This window comes from Streptomyces sp. NPDC028907 (assembly GCF_055564995.1).
Map to the genome: position 1 here is coordinate 151,699 of NZ_JBVHVE010000007.1, position 17,292 is coordinate 168,990.

The window sequence follows — 17,292 nt, forward strand, 5'->3', positions numbered from 1 at the left end:
GACACGAACCGCGGGCTGCCGCGGGTCGGTGTCCCGATGCCGGAGGCCTGATGTCGAACCCCGTACACGGCGGTCGCGCGGGGAGAACCCTGCGGAGCGCGGCCTCGGCGGTTCTGATCGTCCTCGCATGCGTCCTGACCCCCGTCACCGTGATCACGGTCTGGGTGCACGACATCGCCCTCGACACCGACCGCTACGTCAGGACGATGAAGCCGCTCGCCACCGACCGCGCCATCGAGGACGCGGTGCGCCACCGGCTCGTCGACGCGGTGGACGTCCGCGTGAACGGCAAGCAGATCACCGCCGACATCTCGAACTGGCTGAAGTCGCAGGGCCTGCCGCCCCGGGCGGCCGACGCCGTCAAGGCACTGGCCCCCCAGGTGGACGAGGCCGCGCACGCCGCGGCAGACCGGGTCGCGAAGCGCTTCGTGGAGAGCGACCGGTTCGAGAAGCTGTGGGTCACGGCGAACCGGACCGCCCACTCGGCCGTCGTGCACGCCCTCACGGGCAAGGGACGCGGGGCGATCGGCGTCGCGGAGGGGACCGTGACCCTTGACGTCGGGACCGCTGTGGAGCAGGTCAAGAAGGATCTCGTGGACGCCGGTGTGCAGCCGGCCGCCAAGATCCCGGCCGTCGAGAAACAGGTGGTCCTGTTCCAGTCCGACCAACTCGACCAGTTCCAGGACGCGGCGCACGCGCTGGACCTGGCCGGCTACTGGATGCCGGTGATCACCGTGCTCCTGGGGGCGGCGGGCATCCTGCTGGCCCACCGTCGCAGACGGGCGCTGGCGAAGGCTGCCCTGGGAGCGGCCGTGGGCTGTCTGATCGTCGCCATCGGCCTCGTCGTCGCCCGCCGCTACTACCTGGACCACCTCCCGCCGAGCGTCCTGTCCGAACCGGCGGCGGCCGCGGTCTTCGACACCCTGCTGCGCTTCCTGAAGGCCACGCTGCGCACCGTCATCGTGCTCGGTGTGATCGTCGCCCTCGGCGCCTACCTCGTCGGACCGGGCCGGCTGCCGCGCGCGGTGCGCTCCGGCTCCGAACGCGGCGCCGACTCCGCGGCCCGGTGGGCGGAGGCCCACGGCATCACCACGGGCCGGGCCGGCACCTGGACCGAGGACAACCGGAAGTGGCTCACGCTCGGAGCCCTGCTGGTGATCGCGCTGGTGTTCGCGCTCTGGAACGACCCCACGACCCTCACGGTCCTGGTCCTGGCGATCATCCTGCTCGCGGCACTCGCCGTGATCGCCCTGCTGGCGGCCGACGGCCGCGGCACGGCCGAAACGGCCCCGGAAAAGCAAGAAACCCCTGATTGACAGGGGTTTCGCTGGTGTCCGAGGGGGGACTTGAACCCCCACGCCCGATAAAGGGCACTAGCACCTCAAGCTAGCGCGTCTGCCATTCCGCCACCCGGACAAGGTGTCTGTCGTGCGGGGTTTCCCCCCGCGGCGACAGAGAAAACACTACCAGGCTTTCGACGGTGCCCGATCACCCCCCGTCGCGGCGTTAACGGCGTGTGACGGGACGCGGCCGGTCTTGGGCCGGCGACCGCGGAGGGGGAGGATGAGGGGGACCACCAGCAGCAACAGCGCGGGAGGAAGCAGCGTGAGCGAGACGGACACGGCCAGGGGCGTCACCGGCGAGGACGAGGTCGTGGACCTCTGCCGCGAGCTGATCCAGATCGACACCAGCAACTACGGCGACCACTCGGGACCCGGCGAGCGCAAGGCGGCCGAGTACGTCGCCGAGAATCTCGCCGAGGTGGGCCTCGAACCGAAGATCTTCGAGTCCCACCCGGGACGCGCCTCCACGGTGGCCCGCATCGAGGGGGAGGACCCGTCCCGGCCCGCGCTGCTCATCCACGGCCACACCGACGTCGTACCGGCCAACGCCGACGACTGGACCCACCACCCCTTCTCCGGCGAGGTCGCGGACGGGTGCGTGTGGGGGCGCGGGGCCGTCGACATGAAGGACATGGACGCGATGACCCTGGCGGTCGTACGCGACCGGCTGCGCAGCGGCCGCAGGCCCCCGCGCGACATCGTGCTCGCGTTCCTCGCCGACGAGGAGGCCGGCGGCAAGTTCGGCGCCCGGTTCCTCGTCGACAAGCACCCCGACCTCTTCGAGGGCGTCACCGAGGCGATCAGCGAGGTGGGCGGGTTCTCGTTCACCGTGAGCGAGGAGCGGCGGCTCTATCTGATCCAGACGGCCGAGAAGGGCATGCACTGGATGAAGCTGACCGTGGCCGGTACGGCCGGACACGGGTCGATGATCCACCGGGACAACGCGATCACCGAACTGTCGGAGGCCGTCGCGCGCCTCGGCCGGCACAAGTTCCCGGTGCGGGTCACCAAGACCACCCGGGCCTTCCTCGACGAACTCGGCGACGCCCTCGGCACCGAGCTGGACCCGGAGAACATGGAGGGCACCCTCGCAAGGCTCGGCGGTATCGCCAAGCTCATCGGCGCGACCCTGAGCAACACCGCGAACCCCACCCAGCTCGGTGCCGGCTACAAGGTCAACGTCATCCCGGGCGAGGCCACCGCGCACGTCGACGGCCGCTTCCTGCCCGGGTTCGAGGAGGAGTTCCTCGCCGACCTCGACACGATCCTCGGCCCGAACGTACGGCGCGAGGACGTGCACGCCGACAAGGCCGTGGAGACCGGCTTCGACGGGGCGCTCGTCGCGGCGATGCAGTCCGCCCTGGTCGCCGAGGACCCGGCGGCCAAGGCGATCCCCTACATGCTCTCCGGCGGAACCGACGCCAAGTCCTTCGACGACCTGGGCATCCGGGGCTTCGGCTTCGCTCCGCTGAAGCTGCCGCCGGAGCTGGACTTCGCGGGCATGTTCCACGGCGTGGACGAGCGGGTACCGGTGGACGGGCTGCGATTCGGGGTCCGGGTGCTCGACCGGTTCATCGATGCGTCCTGAATTGGCCCGCTGAAAGCACACTTCGGTATTCGACCAGACGTACTGGCCGTGACCGGCGCGAGTGAACGCGCTCATCAGGTCGTAGCCCTATTAGTTCCTCCTCGTTACAGGTGATGCGATCAGCTACTTGTGATCGCATTGCCAACAAGGAGGAATAATGATCAAGAAGGTCGTCGCTGCTGCGGCTGCCACCAGTGGGCTGGTTCTCGCGGGCGCGGGCCTGGCCGTTGCCGACTCCGGTGCCCAGGGTGCCGCGGTGCACTCCCCGGGTGTCCTGTCGGGCAACGTCGTCCAGGCGCCGATTCACGTCCCCGTGAACGTCTGCGGCAACACGGTCTCCGTGATCGGGCTGCTGAACCCCGCCTTCGGCAACACCTGCATCAACAAGTGACGTTGTGCCTCGCCCTGTGAAAAGGGCTGAGCCCGTCGGCCCCGGAGCGCGTGCCATGCGCTCCGGGGCCGACCGGCCTTTGGGGGCGTCGGGCTATTTCCCGGCGTCCTTTCTTCGGATCTTCGGAACAAGGTCGAAGGCAGGTATTCAACAATGCGACAGGTCACCCGCAAGGGCCTGATGACCGTGGCGGCCGCGACCGGCATCGTCGCGGCCGCGGGCGGCGCCGCCCACGCGACCGGCTCGGCCGCGCACGGCTCCACCTCGAACTCGCCCGGCGTGCTGTCGGGCAACACGGTGCAGGCGCCGGTGCATGTGCCGGTCAACGTCTGCGGCAACACCGTCGACGTCGTCGGCGTGCTCAACCCGGCGAGCGGCAACAGCTGCGCCAACACGGGCGGCGGCCACGGTTCCGGCGGCGGCTCGGCGGCGTCGGCCGACGGGCACGCCACCGACTCCCCGGGCGTCGCCTCCGGCAACCACGTCGAGGCGCCGGTCCATGTGCCGGTCAACGTGTGCGGCAACAGCGTCGACATCATCGGCATCGGCAACGCCACCGAGGGCAACGACTGCGCCAACAACGGTGGCGGGGGCCACCAGAACCCGCCCGGGTCCCCGGAACAGCCGGGCAACCCTGGCAACCCGGGAAACCCCGGTAACCCTGGCCATCCCGGCAACCCCGAGCAGCCGGGCAATCCAGGTAACCCGGAGCACCCCGGCAACCCCGGAAGCCCGCAGCACCCCGACGAGCCGAGCCACCCCGGTTCCCCGAGCACGCCGCCCAGCGCGGGCGACGTGACGCCGGGCGGCTCCTCGCACGGCAACAACCCGGGCGCGCACTTCGTCACCCAGCCCCGGGGCGACGCGGAGCTCGCCCGGACCGGCAGCGACCTGCCGATGGGCCTCGCCCTGCCGGTCGGCGCGGGCGCGCTGCTGGCCGGCACGGTGCTCTACCGCAAGGCCCGGCCTTCGGCGTAGCGCTCTGCCGTCCGGCGGGAAACGGAGCGGGGCCCGCGTCGGCGGGGCCCGCTCCGGTGTGTTTCTCTGCTGGTGTCCCTGTCTCGCTGTCTGTCGCCTCAGCTCACCATGTGGCCCGCACCTGGCGGATGATCCGGCGCCGCAGCCGCACCTTGCGGCTGCCGTCACGCAGCAGGCTCAGGCGGTCCAACTCCCAGTGTCCGTACTCGGCATGGTCCGTCAGCAGGCGTGTGGCGTCCTTGCGGGAGACCCCGCGCGGTACGTACACGTCGACAAATTCGTATTCCGGCATCGCATCTATTGTGCGGGCTGGGGCCCGGTACGGATAGCGTCTGCACTATGTCTGATGCTGTGCAGCCCACCGCTGCCGAGGTACGCGCCGCCGCCGAGGCGGTCAAGACCGCGCTCGACCGCCACCTGGCCGCGGTCGAACGCCGGTCGGGTGAGGACGATCCGGCCGTCTACGAGGCGTTCAACCAGCTGGCCGCGGCCGCCGAGACCTACGACGAGCTGCTCTACGACCGCTACGACGAGGTCACGCCCTTCGAGATCCCCGGTGCGGAGGACGCGCTGCCGCCGTACACGGGCCCCGAGGAACCGAATGCGCTGAGTGTGCTGATCCGCCGCGACTACGCCGTGGCGGAGCCGCAGCGGCTGCTGGCGCAGGCCCAGCGGGTCGAGGCGGTGGACTACGACGAAGACGCCGACGCGGACGCCTCCGGCACGGTGCACGGGGCGCTGGGCACGCTGTTCGGCGAGTTCGAGCCGGACGAGATCGCATCCCGGCACAAGGAGTTCGGCCTGGAGGAGGGCGACTCCACGCTGTGGGTGGTCGCCTCGGACGACCAGCCCGACCCCGGGGAATGGCTGGAAGCGCCCTTCGAGGGGGTCGATCCGCAGAGGGTGGTCTGCCGCTTCGACGTCAGCACGGTGTTCGACGACGACCTCGACGACGGCGACGCGGAATCCGACGAGGACCTCGAAGACGAGCTCGACACGGATCTGGACGAGGACGACCTCGAACCGTTGGACGCGGATCGCTGACGCGGATCACGGCTGCTTCGACGGCGGCGGTCACGGATCGATCCCGTGAGCGCCGCCGTCGTCATGTGCGGGGCGTGATGGACGCGCTCTCTCCCGAGCCGAGCGTCAGCCGGTCGACGGCAGTAGCGGTCCGAGCAGGACGGCGAGGCGGGTCGTGCGCGGCTTCGCCGGGACCTCGGCGACCGCTCGGGGCAGGGCCTGCTCCACGCCGTGGACCACGGACAGATGGCGGTCGGCCCGGCCGAACGCCGTGTAGACCCAGGGTCGGTTCAATGTCTGCGCGGCATCGCCCGGCAGTACCACGACCACCGCCGGCCAGCCGGCGCCCGCCGCCTGGTGCGCGGTCAGCGCCCAGCCGTGCCGTACGGACTGCTCGACCCGTTCCTTCGGTACGACGACGGCCTCGCCCGCGCAGGACAGGTGCAGTCCCTCGGCGTCGGCCTTCACCACCTGGCCCGGCACAGTGCGGCCCGGCGCCGGCGAGTACGCGACGCGGTCACCGGGGTCGAAGCCGCCGAACCGGCCGGGGCCGGGGTTGAGGCGTTCCTTGAGCGCGGCGTTGAGGGCGCGCGTGCCGGCCGCGCCGCCGTGGCCCGGGGTGATCACCTGGGTCTGTTCGGCCGGGATGCCGATCGCCCGCGGCACCGAGTCCGCGACGAGCTGCACGGTGCGGTGCACGGCCTCGCCCGCGTCGCGCACCGGCACGATCACGACTTCCTTGCCGGGCGCCTCGACCTGGTTCAGCTCGCCTACGCCGATACCGGACACCAACTCGCCCAGCGGCCCCGGATCAGGCAGTCGCGACGCGATCTGCGGACAGACCCGCGCCGCCAGCAGATCGGCGAACACCCGGCCGGGCCCCGCCGACCACAGCACCGCTGGATCACCGGCGAGCACCAGCCGGGCCCCGTCCGGCAGCGACTCCGTGAGCAGGGCCGCCGTCTCCACGTCCAGCTGCGGTGCGTCGAGCAGGACGAGCAGATCGAGGTCGAACGCACCGTCCGCGTCCCGGCCGGGCCCTTCGGCACCGGAGAGCAGACCGGCCACGGTGGCGACTCCGGGCCCGTCCAGCAGCGTCGAGAAGCGGTCCCGGCCGACCGGGCTGTGCGTGGCCGCCCAGGCCCGCAGCCCCAGGGCGTGCGCCGCGTGCAGCAGCGCCGCCGGTTCGGCCCGGGACGCCTGCCCACCGGTGTGCAGCACCAGGCCGTGGGCCGCGGCGGCGCGGATCAGGTCGGCCGCGGAACCCGCGGCGGCCGCCGTACGCTCCCACTCCTCGGCCGAACCGTCCTGCTTCGGCGCCGAGTTGATCAGTCGGGCCAGTCCGTCGGCCAGGCTTTCCTCCGCGAGGGCGTACCGTTCCAGGCCGACGAGGACACGGACCGGCCGCTCGTCGTCCTCCTCCGCCTCGTCGTCCCCCCGGGGCGCCGGTGCGCCGGGCTCGTCCAAGGCGTCCTGGAAGGCCAGGGCCTCGCCCTCGGCCAGGGCGTCCTGCACGGCCGTCGCGGCGTCGGGCACACCCCGCTGGGCCAGCGCCGCGGTGAGCGTCGGCATCTCCAGAGCGGTGTGCCCGGCCACGGCCGCCTGCTCCAGGAGCCAGACCGTGATCGCCCGGCCGCGCCGCTCGTCGTCGGGACCGCACTCCGCGCCGAGCAGCGCACGGGCGAACCCGTCGGCCTGCTCGGTCCGCACCCCGGCGACCCGCAGCAACTGCCAGGGATCCGCGCGCAGTTGATCGGCCGCCCCCTCGCCGAGGGCCGCGGCGACCTGCGGGGCGAGCGACTCCGGGGCGCCGCCGTCGGCCAGCACGCCGCGCACGGACTCGACGGTCTCCGGCGCGGGACCCGCGGGCGCCTCGGACGCCACGGGCCGGGGCTGACGTACCGGCTCCGGGGCAGGGCGGCGCGGTGGCTCCGGCTCGCTGAACACCGTGGCGACCGGCTTGGCGCCGCTCTCCACGGCTCGTACGGCGGCGAGCAGATCGGCGGCCTTCCCGCTGAGCTTGGTCCCGCTCTCGACGGGCCCCTGCTTCTCGGCCTTGCGCCGCTCGATCCGCTCCCGCTCGACCCGCTGGGCGGCAAGCTCGGACTCGGCCTCGGACAGCTGCGCCGCGGACGAGTCCGCCACGGAGCTGCCGTCGCCCTCCTGGCTCTGCGACGCAGGAGACCCGGTGGCGGTGCCCGCGGCGCCTCCGGCCGTGGAACCCCCGGCGGTGTCACCGTCGCCGTCGCCTGACTCGGCCGCAGGGCTCACGCTCCCGCGGCCCTCGCCCCCCACAGCGCCTTCGGTGCTTTCAGCCATCGGTTCCTCACCGTCGCCGGCCCCCGCGTCCCCCGCCGGCCGCTGCCCGGAACCTGCGGCCTCCGGTGCCCCGTCCTGCGTCGCGGCCCCCGGTGTCCCCGGCTCGGTGTTCTCCGTGGTCTCGGGCGGCTCCGTGCTCACAGCGTGCTCCAGTCGTGATCGGGATAGCGGTGCACGGGCGCCGACACGTCGTCGAGCGCCCGGCAGATCTCGTCAGGAAGACTAAGGGCCTCCACTGACAATGCCGCCGCGAGCTGCTGCGCGTTGCGCGGGCCGATGACGGGCGCGGTCACGCCGGGCCGGTCGCGGACCCAGGCGAGGGCGACCTGGAGCGGGGTGACGGCCAGTCCGTCGGCCGCCGTCTGCACGGCGTCCACGATGCGGCTCGCCGTGTCGTCGAGGTACGGCGCGACGAAGGGCGCCAGATGCTCCGAGGCGCCGCGTGAGTCCGGGGGAGTGGCGTTGCGGTACTTCGCCGTCAGCACGCCCCGGCCGAGGGGCGAGGACGGCAGCAGGCCGATGCCCACATCCAGCGCGGCCGGCAGCACCTCGCGCTCCACGCCGCGCTGGAGCAGGGAGTACTCCAGCTGTGTGCTGGCCAGCCGGGTCCGGGTGCCGGGCGCCGCCAGCTGCCAGGTCGCCGCCTTGGCGAGCTGCCAGCCGCAGAAGTTGGAGACACCGGCATAGCGGGCCCGGCCGCTGCTGACCGCCAGATCGAGGGCCTGGAGGGTCTCCTCCAGCGGGGTGGACGGGTCGTAGGCGTGGATGTGCCAGACGTCGACGTAGTCCGTGCCGAGCCGGGCCAGCGAGGCGTCCAGCGCGGAGAGCAGATGGCCGCGCGAGCCGTCGAACCGGCGGTCCGGGTCGGGCACGCTGCCCGCCTTCGTCGAGATCACCAGGTCCCGGCGCGGGACCAGCCCTTCTATCAGCCGGCCGAGCAGGTACTCGGCCTCCCCGTCGCCGTACACGTCGGCCGTGTCGACGAGGCTGCCGCCCGCTTCCCAGAACGTCTTCAACAGGTCCGCGGCATCATGCTCGTCGGTGTCCCTGCCCCAGGTGAGGGTGCCGAGTCCGATCCGGGACACGCGCAGGCCGGTACGGCCGAGATGCCTCTGCTCCATGAACGCCGAGATTACTGGCCAGAACCTGCCATGTGGGGGCCTGTGGATAACCAGTTTTCAGGACGGTCACCTGGGGTCCGCACGGCCGTCGGGGCGATGCCCGCCACACCGGCCTCCCCGGGGGACGCCCCCCGCGCTATGGTCGGGCGCACAAGGGACGTTACTGATCGGTAAGGGGATCGGCCATGCAGCTCGGGATCAACCTCGGCTACTGGGGTGCCGGAATGGACGCGGACAATCTGGCCGTCGCGCAGGAGGCCGACCGGCTGGGGTACGCCGTGTGCTGGGCCGCCGAGGCGTACGGCTCGGACGCGGCCACGGTGCTGAGCTGGGTCGCCGCCCAGACCGAGCGCATCGACGTCGGCTCCGCCATCTTCCAGATCCCGGCCCGCCAGCCCGCGATGACCGCGATGACGGCCGCGACCCTGGACTCGCTCTCCGGCGGCCGCTTCCGCCTCGGCCTCGGCGTCTCCGGACCGCAGGTCTCCGAGGGCTGGTACGGCGTCAAGTTCGACAAGCCGCTGGCACGCACGCGTGAGTACGTCGAGATCGTCCGCAAGGCGATGACCCGCGAACGGCTGTCGTACGAGGGGCAGCACTGGACGCTGCCGCTGCCCGGCGGCCCCGGCAAGCCGATCAAGCTCACCGTGCACCCGCAGCGCGAGCACATCCCGCTGTACATCGCCGCCATCGGCCCGAAGAACCTCGAACAGACCGGTGAGATCGCCGACGGCGCCCTGCTGATCTTCCCCTCCGCCGAGCACCTGGAGGACACGACGATCAAGTACCTGCGCGCCGGGCGCGAGAAGGCCGGCCGGAGCCTCGACGGGTTCGACGTCTGCCCGACCCTGCCGCTCGCCGTCGGCGACGACAAGGACATGGCCACGCTCGCCGACACCTTCCGCCCCTACACCGCGCTCTACGTCGGCGGCATGGGCAGCCCCAAGCAGAACTTCTACAACCAGCTCGCCCAGCGCATGGGCTACGAGAAGGAAGCCGCCGAGATCCAGACCAAGTACCTCTCCGGCGACAAGCAGGGCGCCGCGGCCGCCGTACCGCACGACCTGATCGACAAGACCACGCTGCTCGGCTCCGTCGACCGCATCGCCGACCGGATGAAGGCCTACGCCGCGGCCGGGGTGACCACCCTGTCCCTCGCACCCGCGGGCTTCACCCTCGACGAGCGCCTCGCCTCGCTCCGCGCCGGAACCGAGGCCCTGGAGCGCGCCGGGCTCGCGTAGCACGCGCCGACACCGGGACGCCGTACAGCCCGGGGAGTTTTCAGCGGCCGTGGTGGGGGCTCGGGGGTCTTCCCCGCCACGGCCGTCACGCAGCACAACGCGCGCGTGCCCCACCCGGTTACGCCCCCGTCGTGACCCCGGTGGTCATTCTTTTGGCGGAGTTGTCCGACACAGCTGTTGCAGCACCTCTCTCGCCGCATTTGACTCGTTCTTTGCGGAATCCTGCGGCGTCCTGCAGAGAGGTGCCCCACGATGCTTTCGGCCAAGAGTCTGTTCCAGGAGATCATCGACAACGACGAGTCCTTCCGGCTGTTCTGCTCCATCGCGGCCAGCGGCGAGTCCCAGGGCGGCTGGGAGAACGCGCGGATCGCCGCGCTGGTCCCCAAGAGCGAGCGCGCTCTCGCGCCCAAGATCACCCGGCACGGGGCGGACGAGGACAAGCACGGGCGGATCTTCAACGCCCTGATGAAGAAGCGCGGCCTCCAGCCCGCCCCCGTGCCGTCCGAGACCGACTACACGATGCTGCTGGAGCGGCACGGCATCGGCCTCGCCCACGACAAGCTCAAGGGCGACGAGCCGCTCACCGTCCAGGACATCGTCACCTACCTGTCGCACAGCCGGGTCACCGAGCAGCGCGCCTCCGAGCAGATGGACCTGCTGCGCAAGCACTTCGCCGACCACCCCGACCTCGGCCGCGCGGTCCGGATGATCTCGGGCGACGAGGACAACCACCTCGCCTACTGCCACGAGGAACTCCTGCGCTTCGCCGCTCAGGGGCACGGCCGGGCCATCCAGCGGACGCTGCGCGAGTGCGCGCTCGCCGAGATCCGGATCTACCGGGACGTCAGCCTCGCGGTCATGGACCACATGGGCCGCATCCTCGGCTGGTCCCGACCCAAGGCTGCCGTCCTCGCCGCGGGCATCCACGCCGTGTACGCCTGGGAGCGGCTGGTCGGCTGGCGGCGCATGGTGTCCCTGAAGATGCCCGAACGCCGTGACGCCCTCGGCGGACCGGCCACCTCCGCGCCCGAGTTCGCCTGACCTACAGCCAGCCCCGGCGTTTGAACAGCCGGTACAACAGCACCTCCAGGGCGGCCATGCCCGCGATCAGCAGCGGATACGATCCCGTCCAGCGCAGCTCGGGCATGTGCTCGAAGTTCATGCCGTAGATCCCCGCGATCATCGTGGGGATCGCGGCCATGGCCGCCCACGCGGAGATCTTCCGCACGTCGTCGTTCTGCCGGACGCTCATCTGCGCCAGATGCGCCGAGAGGATGTCCGAGACCAGCCGGTCCAGGCCCTCCACCGCCTCGTTCACCCGCGTGAGGTGATCGCTGACGTCACGGAAGAAGGGCTGTGCCTTGTCGTGCACGAAGGGCACACGAGCCGCGATCATGCCAGTGCCGGCGAGCCGGGACAGGGGCTGTGCGAGCGGGCCGGTGGCCCGGCGGAACTCCAGGATCTGCCGCTTGAAGGCGTAGATCCGGGACGCGGTGTGCCGTGAGCCGCCGCCGATCGGCGAGAACACCTCGGCCTCCAGCTCCTCCAGGTCAGTGCCCAGCTCTCCCGCCACCTCGACGTAGTGGTCGACCACCGCGTCCGCGATCATGTACAGCACCGCCGTGGGACCGTGCCGGAGCATCTCCGGCTCGTGTTCGAGACGGCTGCGCACCGCCCCCAGCGGCGCCTCCTCGCCGTGCCGGACGGTCACCACGAACGAGTCGCCGATGAAGACCATGACCTCGCCGGAGGAGACGATGTCGCTCTTCGCCTCGTAGCCGACCGGCTTCAGGACCATGAACAGCGAGTCGTCGTACACCTCCAGCTTGGGCCGCTGGTGCGCCTTCAGGGCGTCCTCCACGGCCAGCGGATGCAGCCCGAACTCGTCGGTGACCTTGTCGAACTCCCTCTCCGTGGGCTCGTACAGGCCGATCCAGACGAACGCGTCGCCCCGCAGACGGCACAGATCCAGGGCGTCGGAGAAGTCCGCGGGCCCCTCCGTCCGGCGCCCGTCCCGGTAGATGGCGCAGTCGACGATCACGGAGCGTATTCTCCCGCCATCCCCTCGCGGGCGCACCCGGTCGTATGCCTACGCTGGGCCGCATGCCCACCCTGATCCTGGTCCGCCACGGACGATCCACCGCCAACACCGAGGGGCTCCTCGCCGGGTGGACGCCCGGCGTCGCCCTCGACGAGCGCGGGGCCGCGCAGGCCGCCGCGCTGCCCGGACGGCTCGCCGCGCTGCCGATCTCCGAGGTCGTCGCCAGTCCGCTCCAGCGCTGCCAGGAGACGATCCGGCCGCTGCTGGAGGCCCGGCCGGAACTCACCGCGCACACCGACGAGCGGATCGGGGAGTGCCACTACGGCGACTGGTCCGGCCGCAAGCTCGCCGAGCTGGCGGACGAGCCGCTGATGGAGGTCGTCCAGGCCCATCCGTCGGCCGCCGCGTTCCCCGGCGGTGAGTCGATGCGCGCGATGCAGACCCGCGCCGCCGAGGCCGTACGCGAGTGGAACGCGCGCGTGGAGCGCGATCACGGCGCCGACGCCGTGTATCTGATGTGCTCGCACGGCGACGTCATCAAGTCCCTCGTCGCGGACGCACTCGGTCTTCATCTCGACCTCTTCCAGAGGATCTCCGTTGAACCGTGTTCCATCACCGCGATCCGCTACACACGCCTGAGGCCGTTCCTCGTACGCCTCGGCGACACCGGTGATTTCGCGTCCCTCGCCCCGCGCGAGGAGCCGCCGGCCGACGACGCGACGGTCGGGGGCGGCGCGGGCGCACCGTGATCGTCCGGCGCAGTAGGGTGAAGCGGTCGAAGCAGCGCCGTACCCACGATTCCAATGGAGACAGGACGTGTCCCGTCAGGTGTTCCTCTACGACCCCCCGGACCGCTTCGTGGCCGGTACGGTCGGACTGCCCGGGCGCCGTACGTTCTTCCTCCAGGCCACCGCAGGCTCCCGGGTGACCAGCGTGGCCCTGGAGAAGACCCAGGTCGCCGCCCTCGCCGAGCGCATGGACGAACTGCTCGACGAGGTCGTACGGCGCAGCGGCGGCAGCGCCGCCGTGCCCGCCATGGCGCCGAGCGAGGTCGCCGACACCGCCCCGCTGGACTCCCCCGTGGAGGAGGAGTTCCGCGTCGGAACCATGGCGCTGGCCTGGGACGGCGAGGAGCAGCGCATGATCGTCGAGGCGCAGGCGCTGGTGGAGCTCGACGCCGACTCCGAGGAGGACCTCGCCGAGGCCGAGGAACGCCTCCTCCAGGACGAGGAGAACGGGCCGCCGATGCTGCGGGTCCGGCTCACCGGCGCGCAGGCGAGGGCCTTCGCCAAGCGTGCCCTGGACGTCGTCAACGCGGGGCGGCCGCCGTGTCCGCTGTGCAGCCTCCCGCTCGACCCGGAAGGACACGTATGTCCGCGCCAGAACGGATACCGCCGCGGAGCGTGACCTCGGTGGAGCTGCTCACCGAGGGTGAGCTGACCGTGCGCGGACGCATCCGCGAGGCGTCCAACGCGGCGCTGTTCTGCACGGTCGCCTACGAGGGCCGGGAGGCGTCCTGCGTGTACAAGCCGGTCGCCGGTGAGCGGCCGCTGTGGGACTTCCCCGACGGCACGCTCGCGCAGCGCGAGGTCGCCGCGTACGAGGTCTCCGAGGCGACCGGCTGGGGGCTCGTACCGCCCACCGTGCTGCGGGACGGGCCGTACGGCGAGGGCATGGTCCAGCTGTGGATCGAGGCGACGCCCGAGGCCGAACTGCTCGCCCTGGTCGACGGCGAGGAGCCCGCGCCCGGCTGGAAGGCCATCGGCTTCGCCGAGGTCGGCGAGGGCAAGACCGCCCTGCTGGTGCACGCCGACGACGACCGGCTGCGGCGCATGGCCGTCCTGGACGCCGTGATCAACAACGCCGACCGCAAGGGCGGGCACCTGCTGCCCACCGAGGGCGGCCGGCTCTACGGCATCGACCACGGCGTCACGTTCAACGTCGAGAACAAGCTGCGGACCCTGCTGTGGGGCTGGGCGGGCGAACCGCTGGCCGGGGAGGCCGTCGAGGCGCTCGGTGCCCTGCGGGAGGCCCTGAAGGAGGGCGGCGACCTGGTGGTGCGCCTGGCCGCACTGATCACCGCGGCCGAGTTGGAGGCCACACGCGCGCGCGTGGAGGCGCTGGTGACGTCCGGGAGGCATCCGGAGCCGAGCGGGGAGTGGCCGGCCATTCCGTGGCCGCCCGTCTAGCGGGACACTGGGCCGGGGCACTGCATTGAGTGCCGTATCGCGCAAGAAGGCCTTACCGGCCATCCGGCCTGGTCCGGTTCGTATCCGGAACATCCGTCCGGTTAGGCTCATGACATGTATGCCTGGCCCGCTTCTGAGGTCCCCGCCCTGCCCGGTGAGGGCCGCGACCTGAGGATCCACGACACCGCGACCGGGGGTCTGGTCACCCTGGACCCCGGTCCCGTCGCCCGTATCTACGTCTGCGGCATCACGCCGTACGACGCCACCCACCTGGGACACGCGGCGACCTACAACGCGTTCGACCTCGTGCAGCGCGTGTGGCTCGACACCAAGCGGCAGGTCCACTACGTCCAGAACGTCACCGACGTCGACGATCCGCTCCTCGAGCGGGCCGAGCGGGACAACGTCGACTGGGTCGCCCTCGCCGAGAAGGAGACCGCCCTCTTCCGCGAGGACATGACGGCCCTGCGCATGCTGCCCCCGAGGCACTACGTCGGCGCGGTCGAGGCGATACCCGGCATCGTGCCGCTCGTCGAGCGGCTGCGGGACGCCGGTGCCGCCTACGAACTCGACGGGGACACCTACTTCTCCGTCGAGTCGGACCCGAACTTCGGCAAGGTCTCGAACCTCGACGCCGCGGCGATGCGGCTGCTGTCCGCCGAGCGGGGCGGCGACCCGGACCGTCCGGGCAAGAAGAACCCCCTCGACCCGATGCTCTGGATGGCCGCCCGTCCCGGCGAGCCCAGCTGGGACGGCGGTTCACTGGGGCGCGGCCGGCCCGGCTGGCACATCGAGTGCGTCGCCATCGCCCTGGACCACCTCGGCATGGGCTTCGACGTCCAGGGCGGCGGCTCCGACCTGGCCTTCCCGCACCACGAGATGGGTGCCTCGCACGCCCAGGTGCTGACCGGCGAGTTCCCCATGGCCAAGGCGTACGTCCACGCCGGCATGGTCGCCCTGCACGGCGAGAAGATGTCCAAGTCCAAGGGCAACCTCGTCTTCGTGTCCCGGCTGCGCCGCGACGGCGTCGACCCCGCCGCCATCCGGCTCGCCCTCCTCGCCCACCACTACCGGGCCGACTGGGAGTGGACCGACCAGGTCCTCCAGGACGCCCTCGCCCGCCTCGACCGCTGGCGTGCCGCGGTGTCCCGGCCCGACGGCCCGCCCGCCGAGGCGCTCGTCGAGGAGATCCGTGAGGCCCTCGCGAACGACCTGGACGCCCCGGCCGCGCTGGCCGCGGTCGACCGCTGGGCCGCCGCGCAGGAGGAGAGCGGCGGCACGGACACCGGCGCCCCCGGTGTGGTGTCGCGGGCCGTGGACGCCCTGCTGGGTGTCGCCCTCTGACGACCGGAACATGACAGAGGGGCGCTTCCCCACGGGTGGAAGCGCCCCTCTTCGTTCACCTGCCGGTCAGAGCTTGCGGATCTGGGGGAACTGCTGGCCCTGCTGCTGTCCCATGTGACTCATCTGCGGGGTGGTGCTCATACGTGTGTCACCTTCCCTTGATGTGATGGGTTTCCTCGATGTGACGGGCTGCGTCAGCCGGTGATCACCAGGCCGACGATCTCGTCGTCCGAGAACCACACTCGGACTTCGGGCCGTCCCCCCCCGCGAAGGCGGTGTGGACCGCCTGGCGGATCTCCGGGGACGGGTGGTTGAGGTTGCGCCAGCCGCCGGCCACGAACAGCCGGAGCCTGGGCGGAAGTTCGCGAGGGTAGGGCAGGAGCTCGTCCCAGTGGCGTTCGGCGAGACCGGAGCCGACCGCGTGCGGCACCACACGGTTGACCGCCGCCTTGATGTCGGGCCGGTTGCCGATCCGTTCGCCAACTCGGTTTGAAACAGGTTGAATTGGGCAACGTGTGCATTCCGGAGTGAAAGAGATGTCACGGCCCAATCGGGCCAGATGTGTCCAGTCGCTGTCGAGAGGCTGTCTACAGCTGCGGAGGCGCCCGGCGTGTGGTGGGGTGGAGGAGTCAGTTGACCGTTGGACCAGCTGCCCGCCGGTCCTGTCCGCGGAAGGACGCACAGTGGCCCCCGAACACCGCTCCTTCGCACCTCATCTCACCCGCCGCAGACTCCTCACGGCCGGCGCCGCCACCGCCGGTGCCGCGCTCGTCGGGTCCGCCGGCACGCCCGCCACCGCGGCCGGAAACACCCGGCCCGCCGTGATCCACCTCCCGAACGGCTTCCGCCCGGAGGGCATCGCCATCGGCGGCGGACCCTATGCCTACCTCGGGTCGCTCGGCGACGGCTCGATCTACCGCGCCGACCTGCGCACCGGCGAGGGCGGCGTCATCTCGGCCGGACCCGGCACGCCCTCGGTCGGCCTCAAACTCGATCACCGGGGACGCCTGTTCGTCGCCGGACGCGGCCAGGGCGCCCGCGTCGTGGACACCCGCACCGGCGAGATCCTCGCCTCCTACGTCCTCACCACGGCGACGCCGACCTTCGCCAACGACGTGTTCCTGACCCCGCGCACGGCCTGGCTCACCGACTCCTACCAGCCCGCGCTGTACGCCCTGCCGCTCGGCCGGCACGGCGGACTGCCGGACCCGGACGACGTCGTGACGATCACCCTGAGCGGCGACTGGAGCCAGGTCCCCGGCGAGGTCGTGAACGCCAACGGCATCACGAGCACCCCCGACGGCTCCGCCCTCCTCGTCGTACAGTCCGGCGTCGGCGGTCTGCACCGCGTCGACCCGCGCACCGGCGTCACGAGGCTCGTCGACCTCGGCGACGCGGCCCCGCTCACCAACGGTGACGGACTGCTGCTGACCGGACGCACGCTGTACGTCGTCCAGAACCGGCAGAACGCCGTCGACGTGTTCCGGCTCGCCGCCGACGGCCGCAGCGGCGTCTTCCGGCGCCGTATCACCGACCCGCTCTTCGACGTGCCGACCACGGCGGCCGCTTACCGGGGCCGGCTCTACCTGCCCAACGCGCGCTTCACGACGACGCCGACGCCGGAGACGGCGTACGACGTGATCTCCGTGCCCGCGTGACGATTTTGCCCGGGTGACGATCTCGCCGGGGTGACGATCTCGCCTCGATGGCGAAG

The 17,292-nt window shown here is 71.6% G+C and carries 16 protein-coding genes and 1 tRNA gene; 12 read left to right on the forward strand and 5 right to left on the reverse strand.

Translation table 11 applies throughout. The features are described 5' to 3' along the window. Positions 1 to 50: 50 nt before the first annotated feature. Complete coding sequence (locus tag ACZ4UU_RS22795; protein WP_471905230.1) at positions 51 to 1,316, forward strand: hypothetical protein; 1,266 nt, start codon at positions 51 to 53, stop codon at positions 1,314 to 1,316. 12 nt (positions 1,317 to 1,328) lie between these two features. Here the strand turns inward: ACZ4UU_RS22795 and ACZ4UU_RS22800 are convergent. Next, a tRNA-Leu gene (locus ACZ4UU_RS22800) sits at positions 1,329 to 1,416 on the reverse strand. A 189-nt stretch (positions 1,417 to 1,605) separates the two neighbouring features. Here ACZ4UU_RS22800 and ACZ4UU_RS22805 point away from each other — a divergent pair. The 3 genes from ACZ4UU_RS22805 (at position 1,606) to ACZ4UU_RS22815 (ending at position 4,300) form a co-directional block, all read left to right on the forward strand. Then, positions 1,606 to 2,931 carry a M20/M25/M40 family metallo-hydrolase gene (locus ACZ4UU_RS22805; RefSeq protein WP_471905231.1) on the forward strand — a complete coding sequence of 442 codons (1,326 nt, stop codon included), beginning with the start codon at positions 1,606 to 1,608 and terminating at the stop codon, positions 2,929 to 2,931. A gap of 157 nt (positions 2,932 to 3,088) precedes the next feature. Continuing rightward, a complete protein-coding gene (gene chpH, locus ACZ4UU_RS22810; protein WP_234763821.1) occupies positions 3,089 to 3,322 on the forward strand; it encodes a chaplin ChpH in 234 nt (77 codons plus the stop codon). A 153-nt stretch (positions 3,323 to 3,475) separates the two neighbouring features. Then, a complete protein-coding gene (locus ACZ4UU_RS22815; protein ID WP_471905232.1) occupies positions 3,476 to 4,300 on the forward strand; it encodes a chaplin in 825 nt (274 codons plus the stop codon). A 103-nt stretch (positions 4,301 to 4,403) separates the two neighbouring features. On the opposite strand, the gene ACZ4UU_RS22820 is transcribed toward ACZ4UU_RS22815, so the two are convergent. Next, positions 4,404 to 4,592, reverse strand: a complete 189-nt coding sequence (locus tag ACZ4UU_RS22820) for a DUF5703 family protein (RefSeq protein ID WP_030053310.1) — start codon at positions 4,590 to 4,592, stop codon at positions 4,404 to 4,406. 47 nt (positions 4,593 to 4,639) lie between these two features. Here ACZ4UU_RS22820 and ACZ4UU_RS22825 point away from each other — a divergent pair, with 47 nt between their 5' ends. Continuing rightward, on the forward strand, positions 4,640 to 5,344 hold the full coding sequence (locus ACZ4UU_RS22825) for a hypothetical protein (protein WP_471905233.1): 705 nt from the start codon (positions 4,640 to 4,642) through the stop codon (positions 5,342 to 5,344). Positions 5,345 to 5,449: 105 nt separating this feature from the next. On the opposite strand, the gene ACZ4UU_RS22830 is transcribed toward ACZ4UU_RS22825, so the two are convergent. Then, positions 5,450 to 7,783, reverse strand: a complete 2,334-nt coding sequence (locus ACZ4UU_RS22830) for a helix-hairpin-helix domain-containing protein (RefSeq protein ID WP_471905234.1) — start codon at positions 7,781 to 7,783, stop codon at positions 5,450 to 5,452. Then, positions 7,780 to 8,763, reverse strand: coding sequence for an aldo/keto reductase (locus ACZ4UU_RS22835; RefSeq protein ID WP_471905235.1), 984 nt, complete (start codon positions 8,761 to 8,763; stop codon positions 7,780 to 7,782). The genes ACZ4UU_RS22830 and ACZ4UU_RS22835 overlap by 4 nt, the downstream gene beginning before the upstream one ends. Before the next feature lie 185 nt (positions 8,764 to 8,948). Here ACZ4UU_RS22835 and ACZ4UU_RS22840 point away from each other — a divergent pair, with 185 nt between their 5' ends. Both ACZ4UU_RS22840 and ACZ4UU_RS22845 read left to right on the forward strand, forming a co-directional pair. Beyond that, positions 8,949 to 10,004, forward strand: coding sequence for an LLM class F420-dependent oxidoreductase (locus ACZ4UU_RS22840; RefSeq protein WP_471905236.1), 1,056 nt, complete (start codon positions 8,949 to 8,951; stop codon positions 10,002 to 10,004). Positions 10,005 to 10,256: 252 nt separating this feature from the next. After that, complete coding sequence (locus ACZ4UU_RS22845) at positions 10,257 to 11,045, forward strand: ferritin-like domain-containing protein (RefSeq protein ID WP_471905237.1); 789 nt, start codon at positions 10,257 to 10,259, stop codon at positions 11,043 to 11,045. A gap of 1 nt (position 11,046) precedes the next feature. Here ACZ4UU_RS22845 and ACZ4UU_RS22850 read toward each other — a convergent pair whose 3' ends face one another. Continuing rightward, the gene (locus ACZ4UU_RS22850; protein ID WP_471905238.1) at positions 11,047 to 12,045 is read right to left on the reverse strand and encodes a magnesium and cobalt transport protein CorA; all 999 of its coding nucleotides are present in this window, start codon (positions 12,043 to 12,045) and stop codon (positions 11,047 to 11,049) included. 62 nt (positions 12,046 to 12,107) lie between these two features. On the opposite strand from ACZ4UU_RS22850, the gene ACZ4UU_RS22855 reads away from it, so the two are divergent. The 5 genes from ACZ4UU_RS22855 (at position 12,108) to ACZ4UU_RS22875 (ending at position 17,236) form a co-directional block, all read left to right on the forward strand. Further along, positions 12,108 to 12,794 (forward strand): histidine phosphatase family protein, encoded by a 687-nt coding sequence (locus tag ACZ4UU_RS22855; RefSeq protein ID WP_471905239.1) that lies wholly within the window; start codon positions 12,108 to 12,110, stop codon positions 12,792 to 12,794. Positions 12,795 to 12,861: 67 nt separating this feature from the next. Continuing rightward, the gene (locus ACZ4UU_RS22860; protein WP_217214396.1) at positions 12,862 to 13,452 is read left to right on the forward strand and encodes a DUF3090 domain-containing protein; all 591 of its coding nucleotides are present in this window, start codon (positions 12,862 to 12,864) and stop codon (positions 13,450 to 13,452) included. After that, a complete protein-coding gene (locus tag ACZ4UU_RS22865) occupies positions 13,416 to 14,234 on the forward strand; it encodes an SCO1664 family protein (RefSeq protein ID WP_471905240.1) in 819 nt (272 codons plus the stop codon). The genes ACZ4UU_RS22860 and ACZ4UU_RS22865 overlap by 37 nt, the downstream gene beginning before the upstream one ends. A gap of 114 nt (positions 14,235 to 14,348) precedes the next feature. Then, positions 14,349 to 15,578 (forward strand): cysteine--1-D-myo-inosityl 2-amino-2-deoxy-alpha-D-glucopyranoside ligase, encoded by a 1,230-nt coding sequence (mshC, locus tag ACZ4UU_RS22870; RefSeq protein ID WP_471905241.1) that lies wholly within the window; start codon positions 14,349 to 14,351, stop codon positions 15,576 to 15,578. Between the two features lie 683 nt (positions 15,579 to 16,261). Beyond that, entirely contained in the window at positions 16,262 to 17,236 is a 975-nt protein-coding gene (locus ACZ4UU_RS22875) for an SMP-30/gluconolactonase/LRE family protein (protein ID WP_471905242.1), read from the forward strand. Positions 17,237 to 17,292 lie beyond the last annotated feature (56 nt).